Below are 24,256 nucleotides of genomic sequence, written 5' to 3' on the forward strand. Positions count from 1 at the left end.
TTACAGCGTTGTTGCGCGCAAAGTAAAAATGAGCCACCTTTCAGTACAGTCGGCCTTTTGCGCGCACATGACGCAGGTTCCTGCGTGGCACGTTGGATCGGGGACTACCGTGGACATCAATTTCGAGCAAAAAGTTGGGGGAACGGATGTCGTCGATCGCGCGTAGAACCTCATTCTTTCTTCGCTCTGCCGCAAGCTCCTGGTCGCTGAGTTCGCGCGCAAGCGTCGCCTCAACGTAGAAAGCATCGCCGGTATCCGTGTGGACCCGGAAGTCAGGCCGCTTGCCTTTGCCATTTGGAACCTCAGGATGCACCTCTACGGTCCACCCAGTTTGTAGGAAGCATGTGTAAAGGAACAGCTCGAACGTTGCCGATGCAAACTGGATATCTGATTCGCGAAGACGTTGAAGCAGTTCCGCTCGATGCTCCCCCGGGTAGCGTTCAAGGAACGACTCGAAAAACTGGCGCACCTCCGCGGCTTCCGGACGATTCGATATGTTCAGGTAGTCGAAGTCGCTTTCATCTTCCCGTTTGCCGTCGAGCCGAGTTCGCTCGATGTGGGGGGCGAAAAGCATCGGTATCTTGTTCATAAGCGGTTCCCCGGAGTAGCCAGCGTACCCGGACGCCTGCATCGATCAGGCAGCGTACTCGGCCTCACATTCCACCATGGTTCATGAGCTTGCCGGGATCGCTTCGACGCGCGCATCGACAACGTACAGCAGATGACTCGCCAAGAGGATGATCTCAATTGCCTCCCGTGGGCTTTCAATCGGCTCATGCCGATGCGAATGCGGGTTCTTGTATGAGCCGATCGCGCCCGAAAAGAGGTCACGCATGGCTTCACGTTCGGCGATGTCCACCGCGTAGTCCGTAAGCGGACCAATCTCCGGATTGAAGGCCTTCTTCATCATCGGCATGCCGTGCGCGGCGGCACCATAGCCAGCGGCCTTGCGCACCGCGATCTCGATCTCTCGCATCGCTTCGAAGGCTGCGGTCTCGTAAGCCCCGCGCATGAACGACAGCCAAACGGTCATGGCGATCGCCGGATGCAGCAGGTCTTTCGGGAGAAGGCGCGCAGTGCGGTAGTCCGTGAACGCCGCTTCGTTCTCGAAGCGCTGCGCGCGCCGGCTCAGCACACGCCAGCCGTTGTGACCATTCATCCCCTCATCGGGAACCACCAACCCCTGTGCCTCGAGCCACGCAAACGCCTCAGCGAGCGCCTGATCGACTTCATGCAGGCGTTCTCGTGGATACTGGGCATGTCCGGCCATCCCAAGTTCCAATCTCAAATTACCAAAGTTGAATTTGGCCTCCGGTCGTGACCGCAGCAGGAAGATCACCTTGGCAGCTAACTCTTCCGGCTCTAGCGCAAGCAGCACATCGACTTCGGGGATGGCGGTCGGCAGTTCGATCATTGGTTCACCGGTTTCTTATACGTGACAAAGGAGATTATCATTTATAAGGCTCGGCCGAACGCGGTAAGCAGACACAGTGTCTGTCTCTTGGTCGGCCTTTGCCGCCGTTGAGGTGACGACGTCGGTGAGACGGCTACAGGTCGCTTTCCTGCCGTTCGCACGCCGATGGCCGCGAACGTCGGGTCTCACTGTCCGCGAATGCGTGCTCCCGACCCAGGGTGTGTGAAAACGCTGTGATCGCCTAAACTGGATCAACGCAATCAGGTTGGGTGTCCAGATGAAGCGATTCATAGAAGGCGAAGACCGCAAGCAGGTTACGTTGCTTCCAGAATGCCTCGATGACTTCATCGCCGAGGAGAACCCAGTCAGGATCATCGACGCGTTCGTTGAAGAACTCGAACTGGGCTCACTCGGGTTCGATGGAACCACGCCTTCGACTACAGGTCGCCCCTCCTATCATCCGGCAGTGCTGTTGAAGATTTACATCTACGGCTACCTCAACCGGGTCCAGTCGAGTCGTCGTCTGGAGCGTGAATGCCAACGCAACGTTGACTTGATGTGGCTCACGGGTCGCTTGGCGCCGGACTTCAAGACGATCGCCGACTTCCGCCGGGATAACGGCACAGGCATTCGCAACGTCTGTCGCCGCTTCGTCGTTCTGTGCCGCGATCTCAAGCTGTTCTCGCAAGCGCTAGTTGCCATCGATGGCAGCAAGTTCAAAGCCGTCAACACTCGCGACCGCAACTTCACTGCAGGCAAGGTCGACAAGCGCCAGCAGCAGATCGAGGAGAGTATCCAGCGGTATTTGAATGCGCTGGAGACCGCCGATCGCACGCAGCCGGCGGAGTTGGAAGCCAAGACCACTCGACTGCAAGACAAGATCGCGCAACTGCGCGAGCAGATGCGCAGGCTTGGCCAGGTGAGGGAGCAACTCAAGACAGAACCTGACGGTCAACTCTCGATGACCGATCCTGACGCGCGCTCGATGGCGACGAGCGGCAGGGGCTCAGGAATGGTGGGCTACAACGTGCAGGTTGCTGTCGATGCCAAGCATCATCTCGTCGTCGCTCATGAGGTTACGAATGCAGGTAGCGACCGAGCGCAGCTCAGTCCCATGGCGCAAGCGGCTCGCGATGCCATGGGCAAGACCAGGATCAGAGCAGTAGCTGATCGCGGCTACTTCAGCGGCTCTCAGATTAAGGCGTGTGCAGATGCTGGTATTGCTGCGATCTTGCCCAAACCCACCACGTCTGGCGCAAAGGCCGATGGTCGATTCGATAGGGCAGACTTTGTCTATATTGCTCGGGATGACGAATATCAATGTCCCGCCGGTCAACGTGCGATTTACCGCTTCACCAGAGAGGAAAAAGGCCTGCAACTACGCAGCTACTGGAGCAGCTCTTGTCCTCAGTGCACCATGAAGTCGCAATGCACGCCGAGCAAGTACCGGCGAATCTCCCGGTGGGAGCATGAGTCGGTGCTGGAAGCCGTCCAACGCCGGCTCGACAAGACGCCGGATGCGATGACAGTGCGCAGGAGAACCGTCGAACATGTCTTCGGGACGTTCAAGCACTGGATGGGCTACACACACTTCCTGACACGCAGGCTGGCCAACGTGGGCACCGAGATGAGCTTGCATGTGCTCGCCTACAACCTCAAGCGCGTGCTGAAAATACTGGGGTTCTCGAAAACAATGAAAGCAATGCGGCTGGCGGGTGCGTAAGCACCTACCCTTTGCGCCTTCCGAGCGGACCGAAGACGACGGTGGGGAGGGCATCAGAGCCGTTCAGCCGATCGTCGTCAGTGAATTGACCGCGGAATCAGTAAAACAAGGCAGGACTCGCAGGCCGCCGCGTATGCTGCGGATCAATCGGCGTTTCCACACACCCTCGACCCAAACCGGAAATTGCTGCGTCCCAAGTGCGGCCGTTGAGCGGCTTGCGCAGGCAACGTAAAACAATGTCCTACAATCGCACTGTGATGGCTACGACGACTTCCTATGACTAAGATAGGCCGTAACGATCCGTGTCCCTGTGGTAGCGGCAAGAAGTTCAAGCGCTGCCACGGTGCGCTCGCCCACTTAGATCGTCTACAGTTCGAAATTCCAAAGATGGTGGCTCGTGCCCAAGCATCCGAAGCGCAGCGTCAGCGCCAGCAGGGCATGGGGAGGCCCATCATCTCGGTGCAGACTGAGACCGGTCATCGGTTAGTGGCCGTGAGAAATCGCTTGATGTACTCGAAAGGTTGGAAGACATTTCACGATTTCCTGGTTGACTACATCAAAACCGCACTTGGCTCGGGCTCTGGCTCGGATTGGGGAGCATCCGAGCTAGCGAAACCATCGGATCAACGCCATCCGATCCTCAACTGGTATCAGTTGGTGGGCGAGCAACAGCGTACCTACATCACTGAGCCGGGTAAGGTCTCATCCGCCGAGATGACCGGCGCGATCGCCGCGTTCATGTTCCTCGCCTACGACTTATACGCCCTGGATCACAATGCCGAGCTTCAGGAGAAACTGGTGGCGAGGCTGCGCAATCGTGACAATTTCGAAGGTGCGCGCTATGAGGTTTTCGTAGCGGCCACTCTTATTCGAGCAGGGTTCGAAATTGAGTTCGAAAACGAGGATGATCGCACGACGACTCATTGTGAATTCACCGCGACGTTCACCAGGACCGGAAAGCGCTTTTCCGTCGAGGCCAAGCATCGGGCGGGAGCCAGGTTACGCATGGGGCACCTGCTGATCGGGGCACTACAGAAGCGAGCAAACCATCCGAGAATCGTTTTCATAGACATCAACATGCCAGATGATGGCAGTGAGGCGAACGGATCTGCGTTGATGAATTCCGCAGTTCGCAAGCTGAGAGGTTTTGAGCACAAAACCATTAACGGCCAGCAGTTGCCGCCAGCGTATTTGATTGTTACGAATACGCCTTGGCACCATCATCTCGAATCGACGTCCTTTCGTTGCTGCATGGACGTCGACGGGTTCCAGATCCCGGATTTCAAAGCGAATGTCATGGCTCCAAGCCTGCGTGCCGCGATTGAGGCGCGGGAGTCTCACATCGAATTGCATGAATTAATGCGTTCTATTCAGGACCACAGCAACATACCTGCTACCTTCGATGGCGACGTTCCTGAGTTTGCGTTTGGTGATGGGGCACCACGATTGGTCATTGGTAGACACTATCTGGTCACGGACCACGATGCCATAGAGCGCCCCGGCGAACTCACCACGGCAACAGTGATGGAAGCGGAGAAGCGGGCCGTTTGCGGTCTTACCTTAGATAACGGTACGAGCATTATCTGCACGTGGCCACTTTCGGACGAAGAGATAGCAGCGTGGCGACGGCATCCGGACACGTTCTTCGGCGTGGTCACCCAACGGAGCACGAAGGTGGAAACGCCCTTACAGTTGTACGACTTCTTCCTTGATGGCTTCAAGCAAACGCCCAAAGAGCGCTTACTTGAGCGTATGACTGGTGCGCCGGATTTCCAGGAGTTGACCAGGTTAGATCAACCGAAGCTCGCAAGTATCTTTGCGGAGAGAAGCGTGTATGGTGCCATTGCGGCTGGGCTTAAGTTCGCGTAGCTTCTAATCCATGCGAATGTCGGCTCTTGGCCGATAGCACTAGTTCGGTGAACGTTCTACAGAATAAACGTCGAAGCCCTCAACGGCAGCTTCCGGCGGTTTGTTTGAACGCGTACTGCCGGCCATCAAGGGACATTCGTTGCGGCTGGCATCTGGACATTCGTGCGACTGCTACGCTCCATAAACGGTCCTTCAGCCACCCATCATGTCGGTCGAGTCATCGGCCTTAGCGGACGTTGGTGTTTCGGCGCGGATGTGGCCACTTCCTGCTGCCGACCGGTGGTTCGATCCACCGACTGACGGATAGTCGCGACGGCTTTGGCGGATCCATATTCCGCGCGTCGCGGTCGTACACAAGTGTCCCACGAGATATGCCTTCAGGCTGGAGTTTCCGCGTCGCGTCGTGCCCCGTCACCTCAAGCGTTAGTTTGTTGAACCATCCTCAGTACGTCATTGGCCTTTGATGTTCAAATATCACACGATCCTATCGGAGGTGGGGCCTTTCGGCTCTGTCAGATCTCAGCGCCGGCCGTACAGCTTCTCTTCGATGGCCGCGTCGAGCCAGGCGACGAAGCGCTCCACGGTGTTGATCGTGGCTTCGAGCGAGGCCTGGCCGACGTGCACGTTGGGCGGCGCCAACCAGGTCTGCGCGTCCGGGTCCATGCGATCGAGCAACTCCACCTCGCGGGCGTCCAGGAACACCGAGCGCGCGGCCCCCGGTTGCCGGTCGGCGTGCTTGGGCCGGTTGGTCGTGATCTCCAGGTCGTGCTGGATGCTGTTGCGGGTCAGCACGATGTCTTCTAGGACGGCGATGGGCACCGGGCCGTCGGCGAACGGGATCTTGAACGCCTCGGTGAAGATCAGGTCGTAGCCCCGCACCCAGCCTTTCTTGAACACGCGTTTGCGGTCCTCGGGGCTCAGCTCCTCGCAGTGGAGCCTGACGCGCGTTTGCAGATACGCCTGCAACACCGACGCGAGCATGCACAGGCACGCATGGCCCAGGACGTCGATCGAATCGTTGGCCTCCTGCCATTCGAGCATGAAGGCGGGTTCCGGGTCCTCCGAGTACGGCGGCACAAACGGCTCTTCCTCGTTCTCGATCTTCGTCCGACGATCGACGAAGGGCGCCGACGCCCGGGCATAAAGCTGTCGGATGAAATCCAGGCGGCGGTTCAGAAACCAGGCCACGTCCATGGCATTCCCCGTACCGTTGTGATCGTCGAACAGTAGCACGTCACCGCGCCGTCGGAAGCCCCTCCCACTCCGTGGTGTGGCCCTTCACGTTGTTGTATGCTGATGCCCTCTCGCGACAAGGGCATCACCAGTATGGCTCACAAGAAGGTCACCATCGGCGGCAAGGACGTCTACATCGTCAAAGATCACCACCACGTCCTGGGAGGCTGGGCGGAGGTTCGGCACAGCCAGGCACAGGCCGGCGCACCGGCACCGGCGCTGCTCACGCTCGACCACCACACGGACACGAAAGACCCCTTCTTCAACCATCGCTTTTGGGCGACGCACAAGGGGCCGACCGACCAGAACACTGCGGCGATGGACGCGATGTTGCCCGGTCTGATCGGGGACATCGACTGGAAGACCAAGGCCAGTGTGAAGCGCGCGATCGCCAAGCTCAAGCACGACGAGCACGTCCGGACCGCGATCCGGGCAGACATCGTCTCCCGCGCGTTCGTGATCAACCTGTCCGGCGAGAACCGTGCGGACCCGGTCGGGCACGTCTACGAGACCTGCTCGGGTTGCGCCTCGATCGGCTGCACGAAGCCCATCCACGACGACCAGTGCGTGCGGTCGCGCACCGATCAGATGCTCGAATCGGTCCACCTGAACCACGAAATCGCCGAACTCAACGCCAAGGCGCGGGCGAACGGCGTGCCGGGCGTCGGAGCAGACCCCTACATCCTGGACATCGACCTGGACTACTTCCACACGCAGAAAGCGATCGCCCCGACCAATACGACGACGTTCTACCAGCTCTTGCAAAACGCGCTCGCGGTCACCGTCGCGACCGAACCCGCGTGCGTGAAGAGCCTCCGGCTTCGGGGATCAAAGATCACCGGGAAATCGCTGCTCGCGGACATGCTTCAGCACATCCAAACCGCCTTGCCCTGAGCGGTCCCGGCGACCCGCTCACCAGCTTACCGCGCCGTCGGCAACCCCTCCCACTCCGTCGTGTAGCTGGGTGTTTTGGCGCTTTGGCTCATGTGCCACGCCTGGTGGCCCTCGACGTTTCCGACCCGTAGAGTCCCGCGTCCTCGGCGAGGGGGACGGGTGGTTCATGGTGATGCAAATGCTGTATGGATATACAGTCAGGCGGGTGAGCTTGTCGTCGGGGAGTGCGATGTGATCACGAGATCCCTGCGGCGGCGGGGCTTTTGATTACAATTGTCGGACATGGGGTGGGGCTGACGACACTGCTGGGCAGCTTCGCAATGCGTGCCGTTGTGCGAGGACGGGAGAGATCTCGTGCGCTGCGGTGGCGCTCAAAACGACAATAGACGGGAGCGGTTTTGAGCATTCAAACAGTTTCGGGGTCGCAGTTCGCCAGAATGTTTTGCCTTCGCCCAACGCAATACGCATGGTTTTTGGGGGCGGGTGCCTCAGCCGCTGCGGGAATCCCCACCGGCTATGCGATGATCACCGACTTCAAAAAGCGGATTTTTTGCGAGTTGTCCGGGGCCAAGCTCAAGGAGGTCGATGCTGACGATCCGCTTTGGATCCAGCGCATCGACACGTTCCTTGCGTCACGGTCGGTCCTCCCGCCGCCGAACGATCCCATGGAGTACGCCGCGGCATTTGAGGCGGTCTACCCAACACCTCAGGACCGGCGAAACTACATCAGCCGGGCGGTGCAAAAGGGCACGCCATCGTACGCGCACCGAGTGCTTGCAGCGCTGATCACCACCGGTCGCGTTCCTTGCGTGTTCACGACCAACTTCGACAGCCTGGTGGAAACTGCGGCGACGGTGACCGACCAACTCGTGGCTCCCGATGAGCGCGCCAACCTATCGGTCTCCGGCATCGACAACGCGGAACGTGCGATGCACGCCCTGGGCGAGAGCCGCGCGCTCTTGGCGAAGATCCACGGCGACTATCAGTCGGTCAGCCTGAAAAACACAACCGACGAACTGCGTGAGCAGGACGCGCAAATGCGTACGGTTCTGACAAGTGCTTGCGGACGGTATGGCCTGATCGTGGTCGGCTACAGCGGGCGCGACGCTTCCGTCATGAATGCTCTGAACGATGCCCTGGCCCAGCCCACGCCGTACCCCGCGGGGATCCATTGGGTAGCCCGATCGGCCGACGGATTGTTGCCAGACGTCCGAGCCTTTCTCGAGGCCGCAGCAGCCAAAGGCGTACGGGTCACGGTCGTCGAGTGCCAGACGTTCGATGAGTTGGCGGCAGATATTGTCGATGGTTCGACGTGGCCGCAGCAGCTCGACGCCCACATCGGGTCGTACGCGCCGCCCAGCGTGGTCAGACCGGTGCCGCTGCCCGCAAAGGAGCACAGCGCTTTTCCTGTTCTTCGTTGCTCAGCCATCCCAGTGCTGGAGATGCCGAGGGTGGCGAGGCGTATCACGCTGGAGCGGAGCATAACCACGCCTGATGCTCGTCAGATGCTGAGGGACGCGGACGTGTGGGCGATCGTCGCCAGCAGGGGAAAGGAAATAGCCGCGTTCGGGAATGATGAAGAGCTGGCTCGTGCCTTCGGGCCAGCGGGTGGACGGCTCGACGGCACGGTGAACCTGGCGCCCGCCGACGACAGTTGGGCTCTCGGGCTGCTATACGACGCCTTGACGCGGGCCGTGTGCCGAAACCGTCCGCTGAGGGTGCGCTGGCGACGCAGTGGTCATGCGGTGATGGTTCACGTTGACTCGGACAAGGAAACGCCGGAAGCGCGCGAGACGCGGTTGGCTCGGCAGGCCAAACTGCGGAACGCGTATTCGAGCGCGCTATACGGGAAGACGCCGCAGGGGTATCCCTTCCAGGAAGGGGTAGAGCTTCACCTGGAACAGGCCGCCGATCGCTGGTGGTTGACGTTCGAGCCGGCTACGTTCGTCGACGTCCCTTATCCAGAGCCCACGCAGGATCGGCCCGACAGCGAGACGAGTCTAGACCGTCCACGCTTCGTCGACCCCACCATCGACTGGCGGCGGGAGCGATGGGCGCAGCGCTACAACCACGTTTGGGCGGCCATCATCGACGCGTGGGCCGACACGCTGGCGGGCGATGGGAGCCGCGTTCTCCTGACGACGGGCGTTCCCCAGGACGAGGGCATCGACGCGGTGTTCAAGGTTTCGCCCGTCACGGCGTGGAGCCGTCCGAGCCATGAACATGCGTACTTCCAAAGGAACCAGTAACGATGGACTACAACCTTTCGAAGGCGCCATCGTTTTCCTTGCTGGACGAGCCGGCTCTCACGTTTAACAGCGAAGACACCGACCTCGACGAGAACCCGCTGCGTGGCCTTTTGCGTTTTGGTGCCTACAACGGCAAGACGTTCGAGGGCTACACCCCGAAGCTTCGTGTCGCGACGATCGCCCCTGCGTCAGGCTGGTCGAAGCTCCGAGGCCTTGTCGACACGATTCGATCAGGCCACGAGGCAAGCGACCGGCGCAACTACGTGCCGTCGTTCCCAGGATTTGAAAACCTGTTTCGCGTTCCGCTCGTCGCAGGACCGAAGGACGTGCATATCAAGTGGCCCGACGATCTCATGGCCCTCGCGCGCACCGGGGCGCCCCATGAGCGGCTGTTTTCGGCGATGTCGGAGGCCATGGCGCGTCTGGACGCGTTGCACGACCAGTTTGATGTCGTCTTGGTGCATCTTCCCGATGCTTGGGCAACGGCATTCACGGCCAACGGATTCGACGCGCACGACGCGTTGAAGGCCCTCGGAGCCCGATACGCCATCCCTACACAGGTTATCAACGATCGTGTTTTCACATTCCGGTTGAAGGCATCTTTGGCCTGGCGCCTGGCCATCGCACTCTTCACCAAGGCGGGCGGCATTCCCTGGAAGCTCGCGCCGATGGCCGGTGTGCCAGAAGACACGGCCTATATCGGTCTCGCCTACGCGTTGCGCGGGGACCCCAAGTCCGCGCAGTTCGTCACGTGCTGCTCGCAAGTGTTCGATGCGGACGGCGGCGGCATGCAGTTCGTCGCTTTTGAGGCCAAGGAGCAAGTGGCGGATCCGCGCGAAGCCAGACGTAACCCGTTTCTCAGTCGGAGCGACATGCGGGCGGTAATGGCACGTAGCCTGAGCCTCTACCTTGGACGTAACGGTGGACGGTTGCCGCGACGCCTCGTCGTCCACAAAACGACGTCGTTCAAGGACGAAGAACTCCAAGGCGTTTTCGACGGCCTGTCGACGGTCCCAGAGGTGGAGTGCATCGAGATCGGCAGCAGCGCCACCTGGCGTGGCGTGTGGCTGAAGCAGGGAAAGAAGGGCGGCCCCCGAAGCGTGCCCGATCGAGCGCCGGTGCCACGGGGAACTGTCCTCACGAGAACGGATCGGTCGGCGCTGTTGTGGGCATCGGGAAATGCTCCGTCGGCTGCGCTCAGCGGAGCTTTGTTTTTCCAGGGAAGCAAGAGTATCCCACGCCCGCTCAACATCATCCGGCACGCGGGCAGCGGACCGCTGGAAGTGGCTGCGTTAGAAACCCTCGGGCTAACAAAAATGGACTGGAACAACGACGCGTTGTACGACCCGGTGCCGGTGACCATTCGCTATTCGCAACGGCTCGCGCGAACCATCGCCAATGTGCCAGATCTTCCGGGGCATGCGTATCCCTATCGCCTCTTCATGTGAATGCGATGTCGAGCCTGACTTCACGCGATCGTCGCTGCCTTGAACCGTACCTCGACATGGGCGGCGGTTTCGTGCTCAACTTCTCCGACCGAACGATGGGTGAGTTTTTCCAGGAGCAGGTTGACCTCAACATCTACGACGAGAAGTACCAGTTCAAAGGCACGTCCAAGGCCAAGCGGATGCGTGCATTCTGGGAGCTGGAGTCCGACCACCTAGTGGCTCGGGCGCTCGACGCGCTGATCGAATGGGGGGAGGAGTTCCGATGCTTGCCGGACGACCCGCAACAGCGCGCTGCCGTCGAAGCGATCATTTCCCGCCTGAAACTCAGCAGTCCGGTTCCCGAGGCCGATGCCTTTACGGCGAGCGTCAATGCGCTGGATTTCACCGCTGCGGCGAAGCACATCCGGGCCGCGATCGAGGCGAACGAGCCTGCTACAGCTCTGGACCGTGTGCACGTTTTCATGATGAAGTTTTTGCGCACGCTCTGCGAGCGACGCGGCATCGCCGTCACGCGCGAGAAGCCGCTGCACAGCCTGATGGGCGAGTACGTCAAGCACCTGCGCGGCGCCGGCCACATCGAAAGCGAAATGACCGAGCGGATCCTCAAGACCAGCATATCCAACCTGGAAGCGATGAACACGGTGCGCAACGACCAAAGCCTGGCGCACGACAACCCCATGCTGAATCACGACGAGGCCGTACTGATCGTCAGCCACATCGGTGGCCTTGTCCGTTTTCTCAAAACCATCGAAGCGAAGACCCAGGCCAGTCAGTCATGACCACCCAGAAGACCTCCAAACGCGGCGAGTTCAACCCGAACTGGCCAGTCCCCGATGAATACCTGCTCGAACTTGGGCGCATGGTGAGTCTGTGGGGCTCCCTCGAATCAACGACTGCGGTCGCGATCTCGAAACTGGCCGGCTATGAGTCTCCGACCGACATTCGCGCGTTGGCGATGGTGGCGCACAGCAACTTCCAGCAGCGGGTGGACATCGTAAGTTCCCTATGCGGACAGCTCGTGGATCAGGTACCTCACTTAAAGGACTACGAGATCGTCATCAAGAAAGTCCGGTCGGCCCAGGCGGGGCGTAACAAGTACGCGCACAACGCACTTTCTCTGGACGAGGATGGTCAGGTTCACATCGCATACATGTCGGCTCGTGGCGTCTTTAAGACCAACGTTGAGTTCGTGCGGGTCGCCGACATCAAGGAGGTCACCGCCAAGATCCACGAAGCGGCGGTGGCCTTGCACGGGTTGATCACCAATACCGCTGCCAAACCCATGTGGGAGCGCTGAGCGCCAGAGCGCAGGTGGGACATCAGCGCCGGCACCTCGTGCTCACTTCATAGGCGTTGGCGCAGGCGGAGCGTTCGAAGGCAGCGCCTCCACCAGGTCCCCTTTGGATAGGGATCCGGCAGGTTGCGGAAGCGGCTGGTACCACGGCTCTGAGGGGCGTCTAGGAACGTCCTCAACCCGACGTTGCCCGGGCGCGGGTCCGTCTCCTCGAAGATCCGATCGAAGTCCGCGTGTTCTACTGGGTCCGGGCGACCGTCGGGCCACTTCGCGAACGCGTGGACGATGACGGCGGAATGCGGTTCGATCCCGCTGCGGCGTTGCGCCCGGGGTGCGACCACTTCGCCGTAGTAGGTCGGCTGGTGGTACGCATCGCCTTGGAGCGCGAGGTAGATCAGGTGGCGCCAATGCTCCTCGTGGTCGTCCGCGATCCGGCGATGGACCTTCACGCCGATCTTGCGTTTCAGCGCCTTGTACGTTTCCAGGTTGCGCGCGGCGGTCAGCCAGTTCAACCGGTCGGCCGGAACAGGATCCGTCTGGGCGCCGTCGACGGTGAGGGCGTTGTACGCGCGTTCGAGCGCACGCACGGCCTGGTCGAGCAGCGCCGCGCTCTTCTGGTAGCGCAACGGACGGGTGATGGCAAAGACCGAGATGAGCACGGTCACCACCGACACGGCGCCGGTCAGCAAGCGCAGCTCGCCTTCGTCGAGGTGCCCGACGAACGACACCGCCGCGGTCGAGGCGTGCGGCAACCACGCGATCATGCCCGATCTCCCGGCGCAGGCACGGTCAGCGCCGCCGGCGCCAGCTCGACGCTCAGGCGGTATTCCATGAGCTGCACGCGCGGCGCGACCTTGCCGGCGTATTTGAGCTTGTCGCTGATCGAGTTCGCCACGATCACCCCGGACACGGTCTTGCCCTTGGCCACGTGGTGCTCGATCCACCCCATGTACCGCTGCACTTGGCCGAGTGCCGCATCCGGGCCCCGGCCTAGTTTCAGCTCGAACACCACGAAGTTGCCGTCGCGGTCTAGGAACACCAGGTCCGCAGGCCCGCAGTCGGTCTGGTACTCCACGCCGTCCCGTCCGTCGGCGTCGACGAACAGGGTGAGGGGGCCGTGCGTAGTGGTGCTGGGCGGATTGCGTGCCAGGTAGTCCCGCAGGTGGCTCTCGAGCGCGAACGCTCCACCGCCGAACCCATCGTCCACCGGCTCCGCAGCGTCGATGTCCGGCGAGGCAGGCGCCTCCTCGGTGGAGTCGTCCACGCGGCGCACCTTCAACCCGTCCGGCCTCTCTTCGATAGCCCACAGGCCGTGCTTGTCCGGGTCGTACCACACCACCTTGCCGCGCCCGGTGGCGAACAGGAAGTCGTACCGGCCGTTGGCCAGGCGGGGCTTCTTGTTCTCGGGGTAGCCGACCCGGCCGACCCGGTTCACCGTGCAGATGGAAATCTGACAGTTTACCGTTCCCTCGTTGAGGTCGGGGTGGTCCTGCGCCAGGAGTTGCTTGATCTCCGCGTTGCTGGTCTCGCGACCTAGCGGCTTCACCGCGTCGCGGATGAGTTGCCAGATCGGCGGTCGGTTGGTGCTGGTGGTGCTCACGGCTCAGGTCCCTCGCGTTGGTCTTGTCGCTGGGCGCCGCGCCCAGGCAGGCACCGATTGAACCATGGTGCGACGAGCTGGCGCCAGAGGAAAAGTGTTGCTCTTGTTGGCGACCGCCAACTCGGCAGAAAGGACCGGGTTTCAGCCGCTGCGCGAATCTGGCTGCCAGAGCCGGCGCAGTGGAAAAAACTCAGGCGAGGGCGTCTCTTCGACCAACAGGAGCGATCCTTGACTCGCCGTTCGGGGATTTGTCTGCGGCGTTCGTACCGGTCGGCGGTTCGAGGGTGTAGTCGCCTCGTGCGAGGTGGGGAGCAGGAACCGTGGCACAGATTGAACCGGTTGGACTGGAGGCAGCTGACGCGCCTGATGCTGGCGCGGGTGACTTGATGCGCATAGACCGGTCAGTGATCGGCGTGTGCAGAGCAGGCCGAGACCGCGGCTCAATCAGTGGGTGCGGAAGGTGTTCCAGGTGTCCGTGTCGAAATGCATGGAGGCCATCACCTCGAAGAGGTACAGCTCCAAATCGTTGTCGATCTGGACGAACGCGACCGACATCTCGCGCAGGCGACCCTGTGCGGTCAGGAAGACCTCACGGAACTGATCGTGCTTCATGGCCTGGTCCCGCTTTATTTCGTGCGGGAAGTCCGTGCTCGCCATCTTGTAGACCAGGCTGGCGGCCGAGTGAGTCTCGAAGTTCAGGTGTTGCAGCAGGCGTTTGATGACCCCGCGCGAGATTCCCACGTAAACCGGGCGGTCCTCATCGAGGAACACGTAGCAGCCTGGGAAGTCCGTGCTCCGGTCGATGGTCTCGCCGATCTCCGACAGCGCGCTCTTGGCGGTGGTGTACCCGACGAAGGTACTGGCTGGAATGGGCGATTGGAGGGCGGTCTTCAGCCGTTCCAGATGGGCCGGCAGGATGTTCGCGGCCAGCTCGTCGAAGGTATGGGTGCAGTTGTCGATCGGCATGCGGGGATCAGCGAGATGGAGGAGACGCCGATCATACCCGGGCATACGGGGCATACACCGGCACGGTCCCACGGTGAGCCGAAAAACATCCCTAAAGTATGCCCAAGGGGCTGAGCATGCTCACCGGAACTGGTATCCGATCGGCGCAAAATCAACGCGGCAGGGCGTTCCGTGATGCCGCCAATAGCCCGCATCACGTTGTATGCCCGAAGTATCAGAACTGTAGACCTGGCCCAGGCATACAGGCTGAATCCCTTGTCAGGTAAAGGATAAGCCTTTTACACCCCGAAAATTCTGCATTATCGGCGTGTGCTTTGAGCAGTACGCGACACCTCGCATTAGAAATGCGACCCTTTGAACGGCTCCTTGGGGTCGAGAGTACGCATGCGTTGAGCACAGCAGTGACTGCCTATCGAGGGCCTCGCCCGACGGGCTGGTCTGTGTCTGCCAACGGCCGTTGGCGTGCCGATCGTTTAAAGTCCGCTAAGGCCGATGAACCGCCTAATCGGCCGCTTCATTGACAGAACACTGGCGCGATCCACCACACTCTCGAGGAGCCCAAAGTTACCCAGAAACGCTACCAAATGAGGCGTTACCGGGAAGTGACGATCCAGGGGTTATAGTATGGCGGAGGCGACAGTGCAGCGGTGCGCGACCTATCGGGCACGGCATGTGACGGCGGCAGTAACCCGCTTTACCACGCTGTCCAAAAGTTCGAAATTCGACAATACCAACTCTCTTGAAAAATTCAAACATGACCATCCTTCCAAACCCGTTCCTGTCCCTCACTGAGGAGGGACTAACCAACGCTTTCCACAACGAGGCTGCATGCAAGGCGTGGTGGGCCAAATTCAGCGCCCGGCTTTATCCTGCACGAGACACCTCCGAGGCTGTCGCACTTGGATTTGAGCTAGAAGACGAGAACGTATCAAGCACCGTCGATCTCGCGGATCTGCTTTTTGGGAATGGTATCGACAAAAGGGTCATTGCGGGACTGCTCAAACGGCGAATGTTGGCGAGCGGTATCAATGCGGACGACTGGATACTTATTGAGTTGCTGGGAGATGCTGTGAACTCCCTCATGACGCCTCGCGAGCGGCGCCGCCTCGACAGCTTGCCGGATGACGTTGTTGTCTTCCGGCTTCAGGGGACAGGTCGCCCAAAAATCCCAAGTGGCCTATCTTGGAGCATAGACAGAGAAATAGCTCGGAATATGGCCAAGGATGTGGTGAATGAATGGCAAGACGCAATCCTACTCAAGACGACGGTATGCAAGGGCGACATCACCGCGTTCTTCGACATGCGCGATGAAGAGGAAATCATCATCAAGCCCGCTCTCATCAAAGCGGAAAATGTGGAGGTTGTTGAGCAAATCCTCTATCAGACGGAGCAAAGTCGCGCAGATTAACGGGATTGGCGTTTGGACTAAATATCTGGCAGATCGAGTTCCAGCTCGTACAATTTTGGGGAACCGTGGGCCACTTGGGCGACCGCGACGAAGTACCGGAGGCCAGCACGGCGGCGTAGAATTCGATCCGGTTTACGGTGCGAATCTGGCCGTTTGCGCCAATCCAACTCGAGGTTGCTTTGGAAATCAAGGTTGGGGGGACGAGCTTTGTCACACGGTGGGGCGGCTAATTTGGTCGTCGGATCAAGCCAGCGGTAGACTGACATCCCGCACCGGCCGCGTCGTGAGCGAACGGTAGGAGGCTGCGTCAAGCGGCCGTATCAACTTTGACTGTCGAACGGCAGGAAAGGCCGAGGACTTGCCGACTGCGACGTCTGCGCGAACGATCGTTGTACCTTGGAAACTGCCGTTGAGACGGTGCCGGGCCGAACGGCAGGAGATGGCTGTGGACTCAACCGGTCGACAAGCGGCAACGTTCAGCGTCGACTGAATCTCCACGGCAGGCTTAGGCGGTGACACCAGTGCGGGGTTAAGTCGCGTTGGTGATGGCACCGAACACGTGGCCGTGTCGGCTCACCAGTTGAGCCCATGAGGCCTTGGAGATCAGGTAGCTGCCCTCGGGAGTACCGACGCACAGCCGTTCGAGTTCCTGACGGATATCATCCGAGCCGCTTTCGATCGTGACTCGCACCTGGTGGTCCGTACCCGCGTGCAGGACAAGAGCCCCATCGCGCGTCTGGTATCGCACGCCGGCACGCTTCACCCCGGCACTGCCAGCGCGCGTATTGAGACGTTCCTGTACCAATTCGGCTTCCGCAATCCGCGGACGCAACTGCTCCGCCTCCCTCGCCCGAATCTGGCCTTGCTGTGCCTCGATTTCAGCTTGTTCGCACAGTTGCGCTAGGCATTGCGCTTCGCATTGCCCCCCCCCAAGCGCGTACGGAGATGCTCCTGTCGCGAGTTGACAAGCCACGTTTTGCGGGAGTCATGGCCGAAGAGCACGGCGGCCAACTCGCCAATGTTGGCGGGACGATCGCGGCCGAGATCGATCTCGACCGCTGCAAACCCAAGCGCCTGCAACTTGGCCAGCGTTTGTCGCCCAACCTTAAGCGTCACAGCGATCTCGACAAGGAGCGTGCGACCGGCAACTGACATTACGGCATCGGGCCGCAGATCGAAAAGCTGGTGTTCGAGTCTCACGGACTCCGGGTGAACGAGGCACGGTCATTAAGCGGCAGATCCAGTTGCCCCACATCAAGCAACGCATCCGTCCGGCGCCGCCCTGCCCTCGCCTGGCCCGGCCGCTTGGGGACTGCCGCGGGCGACGCCACTCCGACCGCACGCGGCACTGGCCGTGACTTCGCCGATTGCGCCTGGCGCTGCTCCTCGCTGACTTTGCGCGGTGCGCGGCGGAAGCCCTCGAAATGACCATAGTACGAAGCCGTGATGCCCGTGCGGCTATGGCCGAGCATTTCACTGACCCGACTCATCGCCAGATGCAGGTCCTCAGCAGGCATCTGGTCGGCCGTCCCGCCCAGCGTCGGAGGCACGAACGGGAACTCCGGATCTGTCATGGCAGCGTTCTCCGAGTTCTCTGCACGCAGCCCGTGGCCGGTGACGCTGGCGGCGCTCTTGGAAATGCCGATTTCCTCCATGCGGCGCTCGTACTCCTTGAGGTTGTACGCAAGGGTCGCCGGCTTGCCGCGCCGCGTCGTTCTCCAGCCCATCGCATCGCCCTTCGGCATGCGCGTCTTTACGTAGTCCAGCACCTCGCGCTGGTAGCTGTTCGTGATCCGCACATTCCGTGCCCGCCCGCCCTTCGGTCCCGCGTTCGGGTAGACGGCGAGGTAGTCCCCGTGGTCGCACTTCCAGGGAATGAGCATCATGACTTCCTTGCGCCGCAGGCCGAACGCAACAACCAGCCGGAGCATCAGGCCGAAACGCTCATTGAGCGCGTCCGCCAAGGCGATCTTCTCGTCGATGTTGATGCCGTTCTTCGTCCACGTCTTCGACGCGATCGTACCGGTCCTACGCCGCAGGTCAGCCTTCGGCACCTCCGGGAGGTAGTCCTGAAGCCCGCGCACCATTCCCTTCTTGCCGATCCAGATGACGAACTTACGCAGCACCGAGAGTTCATTTTGCATCGTGGCAACGGCCCGGCCCTGCCAGTGCCAGTGGCGCACGAGCGCCTCGACGTGGCGTTCACCGAGATTGCGAGGGTTCTGGAGCTTGAAGCCAAGCCCGGTCAGCGTGCCGAATACAGCGAACAGCACTGAACAAGTCAGCTCCCGCGTCCGGTGGGAGGCGATATTGCCGTTCACACGGACGCCAGCATGCCGGTCCACGATGCTCTGTAACTCCCTCCGCCAGCCTCCAGGGGTGTCCTTCCGCCCTGCCGGCGGCGCTTGCGGCGCGTCTTGCTCTACGAGTGCTTTCATCCCAGCCTCCATAAGTCACACATCACACAATGTTCACGCCTCGCCGCGCGACTTGCGCATTGTGAAATGCGCGCCCGTTCTTGCCGGGGCACCACACCTGCAGTAGCTTTTGCGGGGCATGAGCTGGCCCTTCGTAAAAATGTGCGTTTATGCGCCGGCTCCAACTACAACTCTTACCGCTCGGCGACACCCCGGCGCTTACGCGAACCGGGTCTCCGTCCCATGGGGGCTGGAACTGGCCTTTCAAGCAGGGACCATACTGCACCGGTTCGTCTTGCGACGATGTAGGCTCGGTGCGAGCCTCGTTCATTGAACTCCCACATGCCATTCAGCATGCAGGCCGAGCCCTCTATCCGCCGGTCTTGCGACCCGATCAGATAGCCCACCCCAGGGGGCAGCAAAAGCCTCTTCTACCGCAGGTCGTGCGACCTTTCGGACTTTTCATTTGTGTACGTTGTGTTGTTCGGTACCGGACGCTCTGCCACAGTAGATAAGGGTTTCGCCCTTCCTCTGTGTTCGATTGTCGTTCGATTCGAACTGTGTGAAAAAAAACGCGCTTGCGCGCGTCTTCGCTTTTCGAGGTGGTCGTCGTGCGACGAATTCACCTGTAGGAGTGGTCAGAGGTAGTGCTACCAACTGACTCCGAGGAGAGCGAATCCGGCGAGGGATTCGCATGCCGCCAACGCGGCGTAGGAAACTACTGGTTGGAGCCACTGCGCTCCGATGACTAGAAGTTAATCACATCGGGAGCCTTGCTGCAAGTAGGCGCCGTCGGGATTTCTTATACACATGCATGGCGCTGATCCGCCGCAGGGCCGCCCCGCGCTGGGCATACTTGTGCACGCTCCGCGACACCACCCGCGAATGCACTTCCTGTTGGTTCCCGATAGTTCCCTTTGGTTCCGAAATGGTTCCCGGTCGCTCCCGATAGTTCCGTTTGGTTCCCGATGGTTCCCGATAGTTCCGTTTGGTTCCCGAAATGGTTCCCGGTCGTTCCCGGTCGTTCCCGGTCGTTCCCGATGGTTCTTCTCTGTCTTAAATGAAAGTCGTATTTCCACATCAATCATTTCGATTCAGATCAGTTGTCCCTGTAACTTTAAGCACACCAGTAAGCAACTTAACGCAAACACCACCGTGACCTCGTTTGACGAGTTTTTCGACCTAAAGCGGCAAGAGCGAAAGCGCGGAAAGCTTGCGGGAATGGTTGACCAGATCCTGGAATTCAGGGCGAGTGGAGCGAGTTTCACCGAGATTGCCGAATACCTGCATCTCGCACACGGCATCTCAGTGACCCCCCGCGCTGTAGCCAAGCACGTTCGAAGCAGAACGGCCCGGCAGCCGGCCCGGGAACCACTTGAGCCACATTCGCCGGCCACATTAGCAACTACCAAGCTGCTGACGCGCACGCCGGCGCCAGGCCTGCCTACCACACCAGCGGCACAGCCACATCCGATTCCCCCTATCGCGCCTCAGAAGAATGCATCTGCTCCAGGCGAGGCATTCTGGGAACAGCGCCCGACAGAAGGCGACACAATCCAGACACGGGCCGAAGCGCCCGCGGAAGATGTGGTGGTCCCCTACCGGCTTAGCTCCCCGGACTATCAAGCAAAACTAGCAGCGTATCGACAACGCAAGAATCAATCTCAAACCTGATCGACGACATCATCATCGAAGCCCGGGACTTGATCGTCGACGTCGGCGCTTCGCAGTACGCCGACATCATGAAGGAATTCGCCCGCGTTCGCGGCGCCATCAACGACTTCGACGTTGTCATCGTTCCGACGACGCCGGACGGCAGAGTTCAGGAAGAGACCCTAGGGACGATCGAGACGCTCCGCAAGGTTGGACTGCAACCGGAAAAGCTGCGCATCTTGTTCAACCGCGCAACCATCGACCAAGGCGATGACCTAGATGTCCAGTTCGAACCCGTCATCGTGTACCTGACAGAGACTCCAGGTCTCTCCTACTTCGGAGGTCTCGTCGTCTACGAGAACCCGATCCACTCGGACCTGCGCGCGGAAGGGTTGTCGTTCCAGGAGGTGGGAAACGACACGACCAACTACCGCAAAGTGGTCGACGAAGCCTTGCTCAAGGCGCCTATCCGACGTCCCCGTCCGGGCATGACACCAATAGCCGCGTAGACATCTGTTTGAGCGTCTATTTTCCATTCACACTACAGCACAATCAGCCCTGCGATGGCGCCAATGTGAATGACACCACAGTGGTTCATGCATGGCCTTCTGGCATCAAATATGAGGATCGCCAAGAATTTTTTCAGATGGGGGGTGAAACTTCCACCGAGAAAGCCGTATTTGCTCTACATCGACGGCAGCATTTGCGCCCTAACAAGTAGATTGGACATCAGATGATCATGCAATCCAGCACTTCCGCCGCCGACGCTCCGGCCCCGTCAATACTTCCATCACTTCGTGCCTCTCAACGGCGATCGTCATGAGATCAGCCCTCCGTGCGCGACGGGCGACTCGCCACCCACTCGTCGACTTCAAATGCTCTCCATGCGACGGATCGAATACCGATCTTTACTGGCGCCGGAAAATCCCCGGTAGCCAAAAGACGGTATAACGAGCTGCGAGACAGACCAACCTGGGCAATTACATCAGGCAGGCGAAGCAGCGAGTGGCGGGAGGAAATGAGCATGGCAGAAACCTCTTGGGCGGTTGGTAGACGTCATTGTTTCAGGCCACCCCATACCCTCATAGGTAGAATGCCGGCTAATTCCATCGTATTTTTAACTTGCGTTTCTCGGCCCACCACGCCCCGGGGTGCCCGCCCTACAATGACATCAAATCACGTCCGCCCATTTATCTACCACCGCGAAAGTGGGTAGCTAGATGGGTAGCTAGCTAGCGATAGACACATCAGAATCGCCTAGAAATCCACGCCAACAATAGAGAATCCATCCGCCATGAAACTAGCCACCTGGAATGTCAACTCCCTCAAGGTTCGACTTGGCCACGTACAGGAATGGCTCACCGCCAATCCCGTCGACGTCCTGTGCCTGCAGGAATTGAAGCTGACGGACGACAAGTTCCCGATTGCGGAACTCGCCGCACATGGCTACACGGCGCATTTCACCGGCCAGAAGACGTATAACGGCGTCGCGATTCTCGTCAATCATGCGAAAGTCGGCGAAGCGACCGACATCGTGCGCAACCTGCCCAATTTCCCTGACGAACAACAACGCCTGATCAGCGCCACGATCGCCGGCACGCGCATCGTCTGCGGCTATTTCCCGAACGGGCAGTCACTGGAATCCGACAAATTCGTCTACAAGCTGAAATGGCTCGACGCCCTCACCCATTGGCTGGCCGGCGAAATGGCGAACCATCCGCGGCTGGCGCTGCTGGGAGACTACAACATCGCGCCGGAAGATCGCGACGTCCACGACCCGAAGGCCTGGGAAGGCCAGAACCTGGTCTCGCCGCAGGAACGTGAAGCGTTCGCACGGCTGGAAGGGCTGGGACTGCGCGATGCGTTCCGCCTGTTCGATCAACCCGAAAAAATCTTCAGCTGGTGGGATTACCGCATGGGTGCGTTCCGCCGCAACGCCGGTTTGCGCATTGACCACATCCTGCTGAGCGCCGCGCTGGCAGAGCGCTGCACAGCGTGCGAGGTCGACCCCGTGCCCCGCAAATGGGAACAACCGTCGGATCACGCGCCGGTCGTGGCCACGCTGGCGGCCTGAGGCGCCTTGGGGCCTGTATCGGCTAGCCTCGCGCCCTCGGATCCGCCAGCCGCAACTCGTAGACGAAGCAGCGCACGGCAGCCCGGTTGCGAGCATCGATCCGCGTGAATTCGAGGCCGTAGAGCCAACTGCCGTCACTGCAAGGGCCCTCGGTACGGCGGATGGCCGCCATGCCGAACACGGGCACGATATCGGCCCCCACCGGTACGCGAAACTGCAGCGCCACGTGCCGGCACCCCGCGGGCAGCGGCGATTGCGCCATGATGCCCACGCCCTCCGCGCTGATATCGCGCACCATGACGAGCCATTCCGGCGCATCCGGCGATGCCCCATCCTCGCCATCGTCGCCTCGCCCCAGTGCGGCTGCAGCACGCAACTGCGCCGACATGCCTTGAAACGTGGCCGGACCGCTTTCGTCGACAGGCGAAACACGCGCGACGAGCCGGGTATCGACGCGCGGGGTGCGCCGCACCGGTGTCTCACGGACCTGCATCGGCCGCGACAGCACCAGGTACTCGAACGGCGCCCGATGGACGCTATGAACGTCGCATACGAACTCGTACAGGTTGTCGCCCGGAAATGTCCACAGCGCCAGCCGGTCGCCGGCCACGACCGGCAAGCGCGCCTCGCCGCCCGTCGGCGGCGTGATCAGCAGCATGCCGTTCGGCGCACGGCCAACCAGCCGCGCGCGTACCCGCGACAATTCTGCCCCCGGTGCGACGCGGACCTGTAACCAGGCCCCGATGGGCAACGGCACCGGCAAGCCGTGCAGGTAAGTCATGGACGCCGATTCAGCGCCGTCCCCGGCTTCCCCCGGCTCGATGTCGGGGAGTGGCCGGTGAGGCGCAAACATCGTAAACAACCAATCGAGATCGGCTTCGGACGGAATACATTCGCCTTGCGCCAGCAAAGGGGTGCCGTCCGCGTCGAACAGCGGCCAGGAAAGCGGCGCATGGGCGTCGAGTTCGCGGCGATTCACCGCGATAAAGCCCGGCGCACCCGCAATATGACGTGAGGATTGCATCATGCCGTGATACCTGAAGTCTGACGGGTGGAGATTTCCATAGTTGTACCACGATTCGCGGGACGATCATGCAAACGCCACGCGGTTGCGCCCCAGGCGCTTGGCCTCGTACAGCCGCTGAGCGGCCGCTCGCAGCAAATGATCCGATGACACGCCGTCCTGATCGGCGCGCGCCAATCCCACGCTGACCGTAACTTGAATCGTGGTACCGCCATTGATCGGCACCCGCAGCGCTTCGACGGACGCGCGTATGCGTTCGGCCACCCCGCACGCAACCGCCGGCGCAGCCCCCGCCAACAGCACCATGAATTCCTCGCCGCCAACGCGCGCGACGATGTCGCCCGCTCGCACGGTCTCGCAGCACGCGCGCGTAACCGCCTTGAGCACCGCGTCGCCCGCGGCATGCCCGTATCGGTCGTTGATCTCCTTGAAATGGTCGAGATCGAGCGAGAGCAGGCAAAGCGGCTCCGCGAGCGGCCGGCGCTTGGTGAGCTCCGCCGCAAGGCGCGCCGTGAAATGACGCCGGTTGCTCGCGCCGGTCAAGGGATCGGTCGACGCCAGGCGTGCCAGTTCGCCGTTGGCGTTTCGCAGTTTGCGCAGCGCATCCTCAGCATCGCGACTGTCAGCCAGTACAGCAACGGCTCGCCCGAGTCGCGATAGCACCGCAGCGTCACCGCACTCACGAACGCGGCCAGCGCGATCGACACGCCGATCGCGATCTCGTGAAATCCCGGGGCCGACCACGCTTGAACCGGCCACGGATACTTCACAAGCAACACGATCGGCACGACCGGCAGCAATGCGCCGCACAGGACCAGCAGCCGTTCGTACAGACGGATCAGGGGCCGCAAGCGGTCGCGCGGCAGCGTGTGCCGTAGCGCCGTCGCCAGGCTTTGCGTTGTTTGCTTGGGCATCGCTCATTCTCCTCGCTCGCTCCGGACGTTGCTGCGCGCCGCACACTTCCGCGACCACGCGCACGAAATCTCACAA

At 60.9% G+C, this 24,256-nt stretch carries 22 protein-coding genes and 2 pseudogenes; 11 read left to right on the forward strand and 13 right to left on the reverse strand.

The genetic code is table 11. The annotated features are described in order from the left end of the window. Nucleotides 1-40: 40 nt before the first annotated feature. Nucleotides 41-589 (reverse strand): hypothetical protein, encoded by a 549-nt coding sequence (locus PTE30175_RS09215; protein ID WP_150696765.1) that lies wholly within the window; start codon nucleotides 587-589, stop codon nucleotides 41-43. A gap of 81 nt (nucleotides 590-670) precedes the next feature. Continuing rightward, complete coding sequence (locus PTE30175_RS09220) at nucleotides 671-1,414, reverse strand: TIGR02391 family protein (protein WP_150696766.1); 744 nt, start codon at nucleotides 1,412-1,414, stop codon at nucleotides 671-673. A gap of 277 nt (nucleotides 1,415-1,691) precedes the next feature. Between PTE30175_RS09220 and PTE30175_RS09225 the strand changes: the two genes are divergently transcribed. Then, complete coding sequence (locus PTE30175_RS09225; RefSeq protein ID WP_150696767.1) at nucleotides 1,692-3,137, forward strand: IS1182 family transposase; 1,446 nt, start codon at nucleotides 1,692-1,694, stop codon at nucleotides 3,135-3,137. 276 nt (nucleotides 3,138-3,413) lie between these two features. Beyond that, a pseudogene (locus PTE30175_RS29200) lies at nucleotides 3,414-3,491 on the forward strand (SEC-C metal-binding domain-containing protein); the annotation flags it as partial. A 2,034-nt stretch (nucleotides 3,492-5,525) separates the two neighbouring features. Here PTE30175_RS29200 and PTE30175_RS09235 read toward each other — a convergent pair. Continuing rightward, nucleotides 5,526-6,239: a hypothetical protein gene (locus PTE30175_RS09235; protein WP_150696769.1), complete on the reverse strand. Its 714-nt coding sequence runs from the start codon at nucleotides 6,237-6,239 to the stop codon at nucleotides 5,526-5,528. 57 nt (nucleotides 6,240-6,296) lie between these two features. Here PTE30175_RS09235 and PTE30175_RS09240 point away from each other — a divergent pair, with 57 nt between their 5' ends. Next, nucleotides 6,297-7,133, forward strand: coding sequence for a peptide arginase family protein (locus tag PTE30175_RS09240; RefSeq protein WP_224788667.1), 837 nt, complete (start codon nucleotides 6,297-6,299; stop codon nucleotides 7,131-7,133). A gap of 26 nt (nucleotides 7,134-7,159) precedes the next feature. Here PTE30175_RS09240 and PTE30175_RS09245 read toward each other — a convergent pair. Next, nucleotides 7,160-7,270, reverse strand: a pseudogene (locus PTE30175_RS09245) (DUF4113 domain-containing protein); the annotation flags it as partial. Between the two features lie 384 nt (nucleotides 7,271-7,654). On the opposite strand from PTE30175_RS09245, the gene PTE30175_RS09250 reads away from it, so the two are divergent. From PTE30175_RS09250 to PTE30175_RS09265, 4 genes are read left to right on the forward strand one after another with little or no spacing between them, the layout of a single operon-like run. Then, nucleotides 7,655-9,382 carry an SIR2 family protein gene (locus tag PTE30175_RS09250; protein ID WP_150696770.1) on the forward strand — a complete coding sequence of 576 codons (1,728 nt, stop codon included), beginning with the start codon at nucleotides 7,655-7,657 and terminating at the stop codon, nucleotides 9,380-9,382. 2 nt (nucleotides 9,383-9,384) lie between these two features. Then, complete coding sequence (locus tag PTE30175_RS09255; protein WP_150696771.1) at nucleotides 9,385-10,830, forward strand: argonaute/piwi family protein; 1,446 nt, start codon at nucleotides 9,385-9,387, stop codon at nucleotides 10,828-10,830. A 5-nt stretch (nucleotides 10,831-10,835) separates the two neighbouring features. Further along, a complete protein-coding gene (locus PTE30175_RS09260; protein ID WP_150696772.1) occupies nucleotides 10,836-11,609 on the forward strand; it encodes an abortive infection family protein in 774 nt (257 codons plus the stop codon). After that, on the forward strand, nucleotides 11,606-12,127 hold the full coding sequence (locus PTE30175_RS09265) for a hypothetical protein (RefSeq protein WP_150696773.1): 522 nt from the start codon (nucleotides 11,606-11,608) through the stop codon (nucleotides 12,125-12,127). The genes PTE30175_RS09260 and PTE30175_RS09265 overlap by 4 nt, the downstream gene beginning before the upstream one ends. Nucleotides 12,128-12,174: 47 nt before the next feature. On the opposite strand, the gene PTE30175_RS09270 is transcribed toward PTE30175_RS09265, so the two are convergent. The 3 genes from PTE30175_RS09270 to PTE30175_RS09280 all read right to left on the reverse strand — a co-directional run bounded on the left by PTE30175_RS09270 (nucleotide 12,175) and on the right by PTE30175_RS09280 (nucleotide 14,690). Next, on the reverse strand, nucleotides 12,175-12,888 hold the full coding sequence (locus tag PTE30175_RS09270) for a hypothetical protein (protein WP_150696774.1): 714 nt from the start codon (nucleotides 12,886-12,888) through the stop codon (nucleotides 12,175-12,177). Further along, nucleotides 12,885-13,724, reverse strand: a complete 840-nt coding sequence (locus tag PTE30175_RS09275; protein WP_150696775.1) for an endonuclease NucS domain-containing protein — start codon at nucleotides 13,722-13,724, stop codon at nucleotides 12,885-12,887. The genes PTE30175_RS09270 and PTE30175_RS09275 overlap by 4 nt, the downstream gene beginning before the upstream one ends. A gap of 444 nt (nucleotides 13,725-14,168) precedes the next feature. Next, nucleotides 14,169-14,690, reverse strand: coding sequence for a GIY-YIG nuclease family protein (locus PTE30175_RS09280; RefSeq protein ID WP_224788668.1), 522 nt, complete (start codon nucleotides 14,688-14,690; stop codon nucleotides 14,169-14,171). A gap of 754 nt (nucleotides 14,691-15,444) precedes the next feature. Between PTE30175_RS09280 and PTE30175_RS09285 the strand changes: the two genes are divergently transcribed. Beyond that, entirely contained in the window at nucleotides 15,445-16,098 is a 654-nt protein-coding gene (locus tag PTE30175_RS09285; protein ID WP_150696776.1) for a hypothetical protein, read from the forward strand. Between the two features lie 529 nt (nucleotides 16,099-16,627). Here PTE30175_RS09285 and PTE30175_RS28190 read toward each other — a convergent pair. Beyond that, nucleotides 16,628-17,071: a hypothetical protein gene (locus PTE30175_RS28190; RefSeq protein ID WP_191628946.1), complete on the reverse strand. Its 444-nt coding sequence runs from the start codon at nucleotides 17,069-17,071 to the stop codon at nucleotides 16,628-16,630. Nucleotides 17,072-17,085: 14 nt separating this feature from the next. Here PTE30175_RS28190 and PTE30175_RS28195 point away from each other — a divergent pair, with 14 nt between their 5' ends. After that, a complete protein-coding gene (locus PTE30175_RS28195) occupies nucleotides 17,086-17,250 on the forward strand; it encodes a hypothetical protein (protein WP_191628948.1) in 165 nt (54 codons plus the stop codon). A gap of 44 nt (nucleotides 17,251-17,294) precedes the next feature. Here PTE30175_RS28195 and PTE30175_RS09295 read toward each other — a convergent pair whose 3' ends face one another. Further along, entirely contained in the window at nucleotides 17,295-18,536 is a 1,242-nt protein-coding gene (locus PTE30175_RS09295; RefSeq protein ID WP_191628950.1) for a phage integrase N-terminal domain-containing protein, read from the reverse strand. 1,682 nt (nucleotides 18,537-20,218) lie between these two features. Here PTE30175_RS09295 and PTE30175_RS09300 point away from each other — a divergent pair. Beyond that, complete coding sequence (locus PTE30175_RS09300) at nucleotides 20,219-20,677, forward strand: hypothetical protein (protein ID WP_150696779.1); 459 nt, start codon at nucleotides 20,219-20,221, stop codon at nucleotides 20,675-20,677. Nucleotides 20,678-20,993: 316 nt separating this feature from the next. On the opposite strand, the gene PTE30175_RS09305 is transcribed toward PTE30175_RS09300, so the two are convergent. Next, a complete protein-coding gene (locus PTE30175_RS09305) occupies nucleotides 20,994-21,194 on the reverse strand; it encodes a helix-turn-helix transcriptional regulator (RefSeq protein WP_150696780.1) in 201 nt (66 codons plus the stop codon). A gap of 268 nt (nucleotides 21,195-21,462) precedes the next feature. On the opposite strand from PTE30175_RS09305, the gene xth reads away from it, so the two are divergent. Continuing rightward, a complete protein-coding gene (xth, locus tag PTE30175_RS09310; protein WP_150696781.1) occupies nucleotides 21,463-22,242 on the forward strand; it encodes an exodeoxyribonuclease III in 780 nt (259 codons plus the stop codon). A gap of 22 nt (nucleotides 22,243-22,264) precedes the next feature. On the opposite strand, the gene PTE30175_RS09315 is transcribed toward xth, so the two are convergent. The 3 genes from PTE30175_RS09315 to PTE30175_RS28205 form a co-directional block, all read right to left on the reverse strand. Then, nucleotides 22,265-23,269 carry a flagellar brake protein gene (locus tag PTE30175_RS09315; protein WP_150696782.1) on the reverse strand — a complete coding sequence of 335 codons (1,005 nt, stop codon included), beginning with the start codon at nucleotides 23,267-23,269 and terminating at the stop codon, nucleotides 22,265-22,267. A 63-nt stretch (nucleotides 23,270-23,332) separates the two neighbouring features. After that, the gene (locus PTE30175_RS28200; protein WP_191628952.1) at nucleotides 23,333-23,809 is read right to left on the reverse strand and encodes a GGDEF domain-containing protein; all 477 of its coding nucleotides are present in this window, start codon (nucleotides 23,807-23,809) and stop codon (nucleotides 23,333-23,335) included. After that, a complete protein-coding gene (locus tag PTE30175_RS28205; protein ID WP_191628954.1) occupies nucleotides 23,806-24,180 on the reverse strand; it encodes a hypothetical protein in 375 nt (124 codons plus the stop codon). The genes PTE30175_RS28200 and PTE30175_RS28205 overlap by 4 nt, the downstream gene beginning before the upstream one ends. Between the last annotated feature and the right edge of the window lie 76 nt (nucleotides 24,181-24,256).

This window comes from Pandoraea terrae, from assembly GCF_902459695.1.
In the GTDB taxonomy this organism is placed as follows: Bacteria; Pseudomonadota; Gammaproteobacteria; order Burkholderiales; family Burkholderiaceae; genus Pandoraea; species Pandoraea terrae.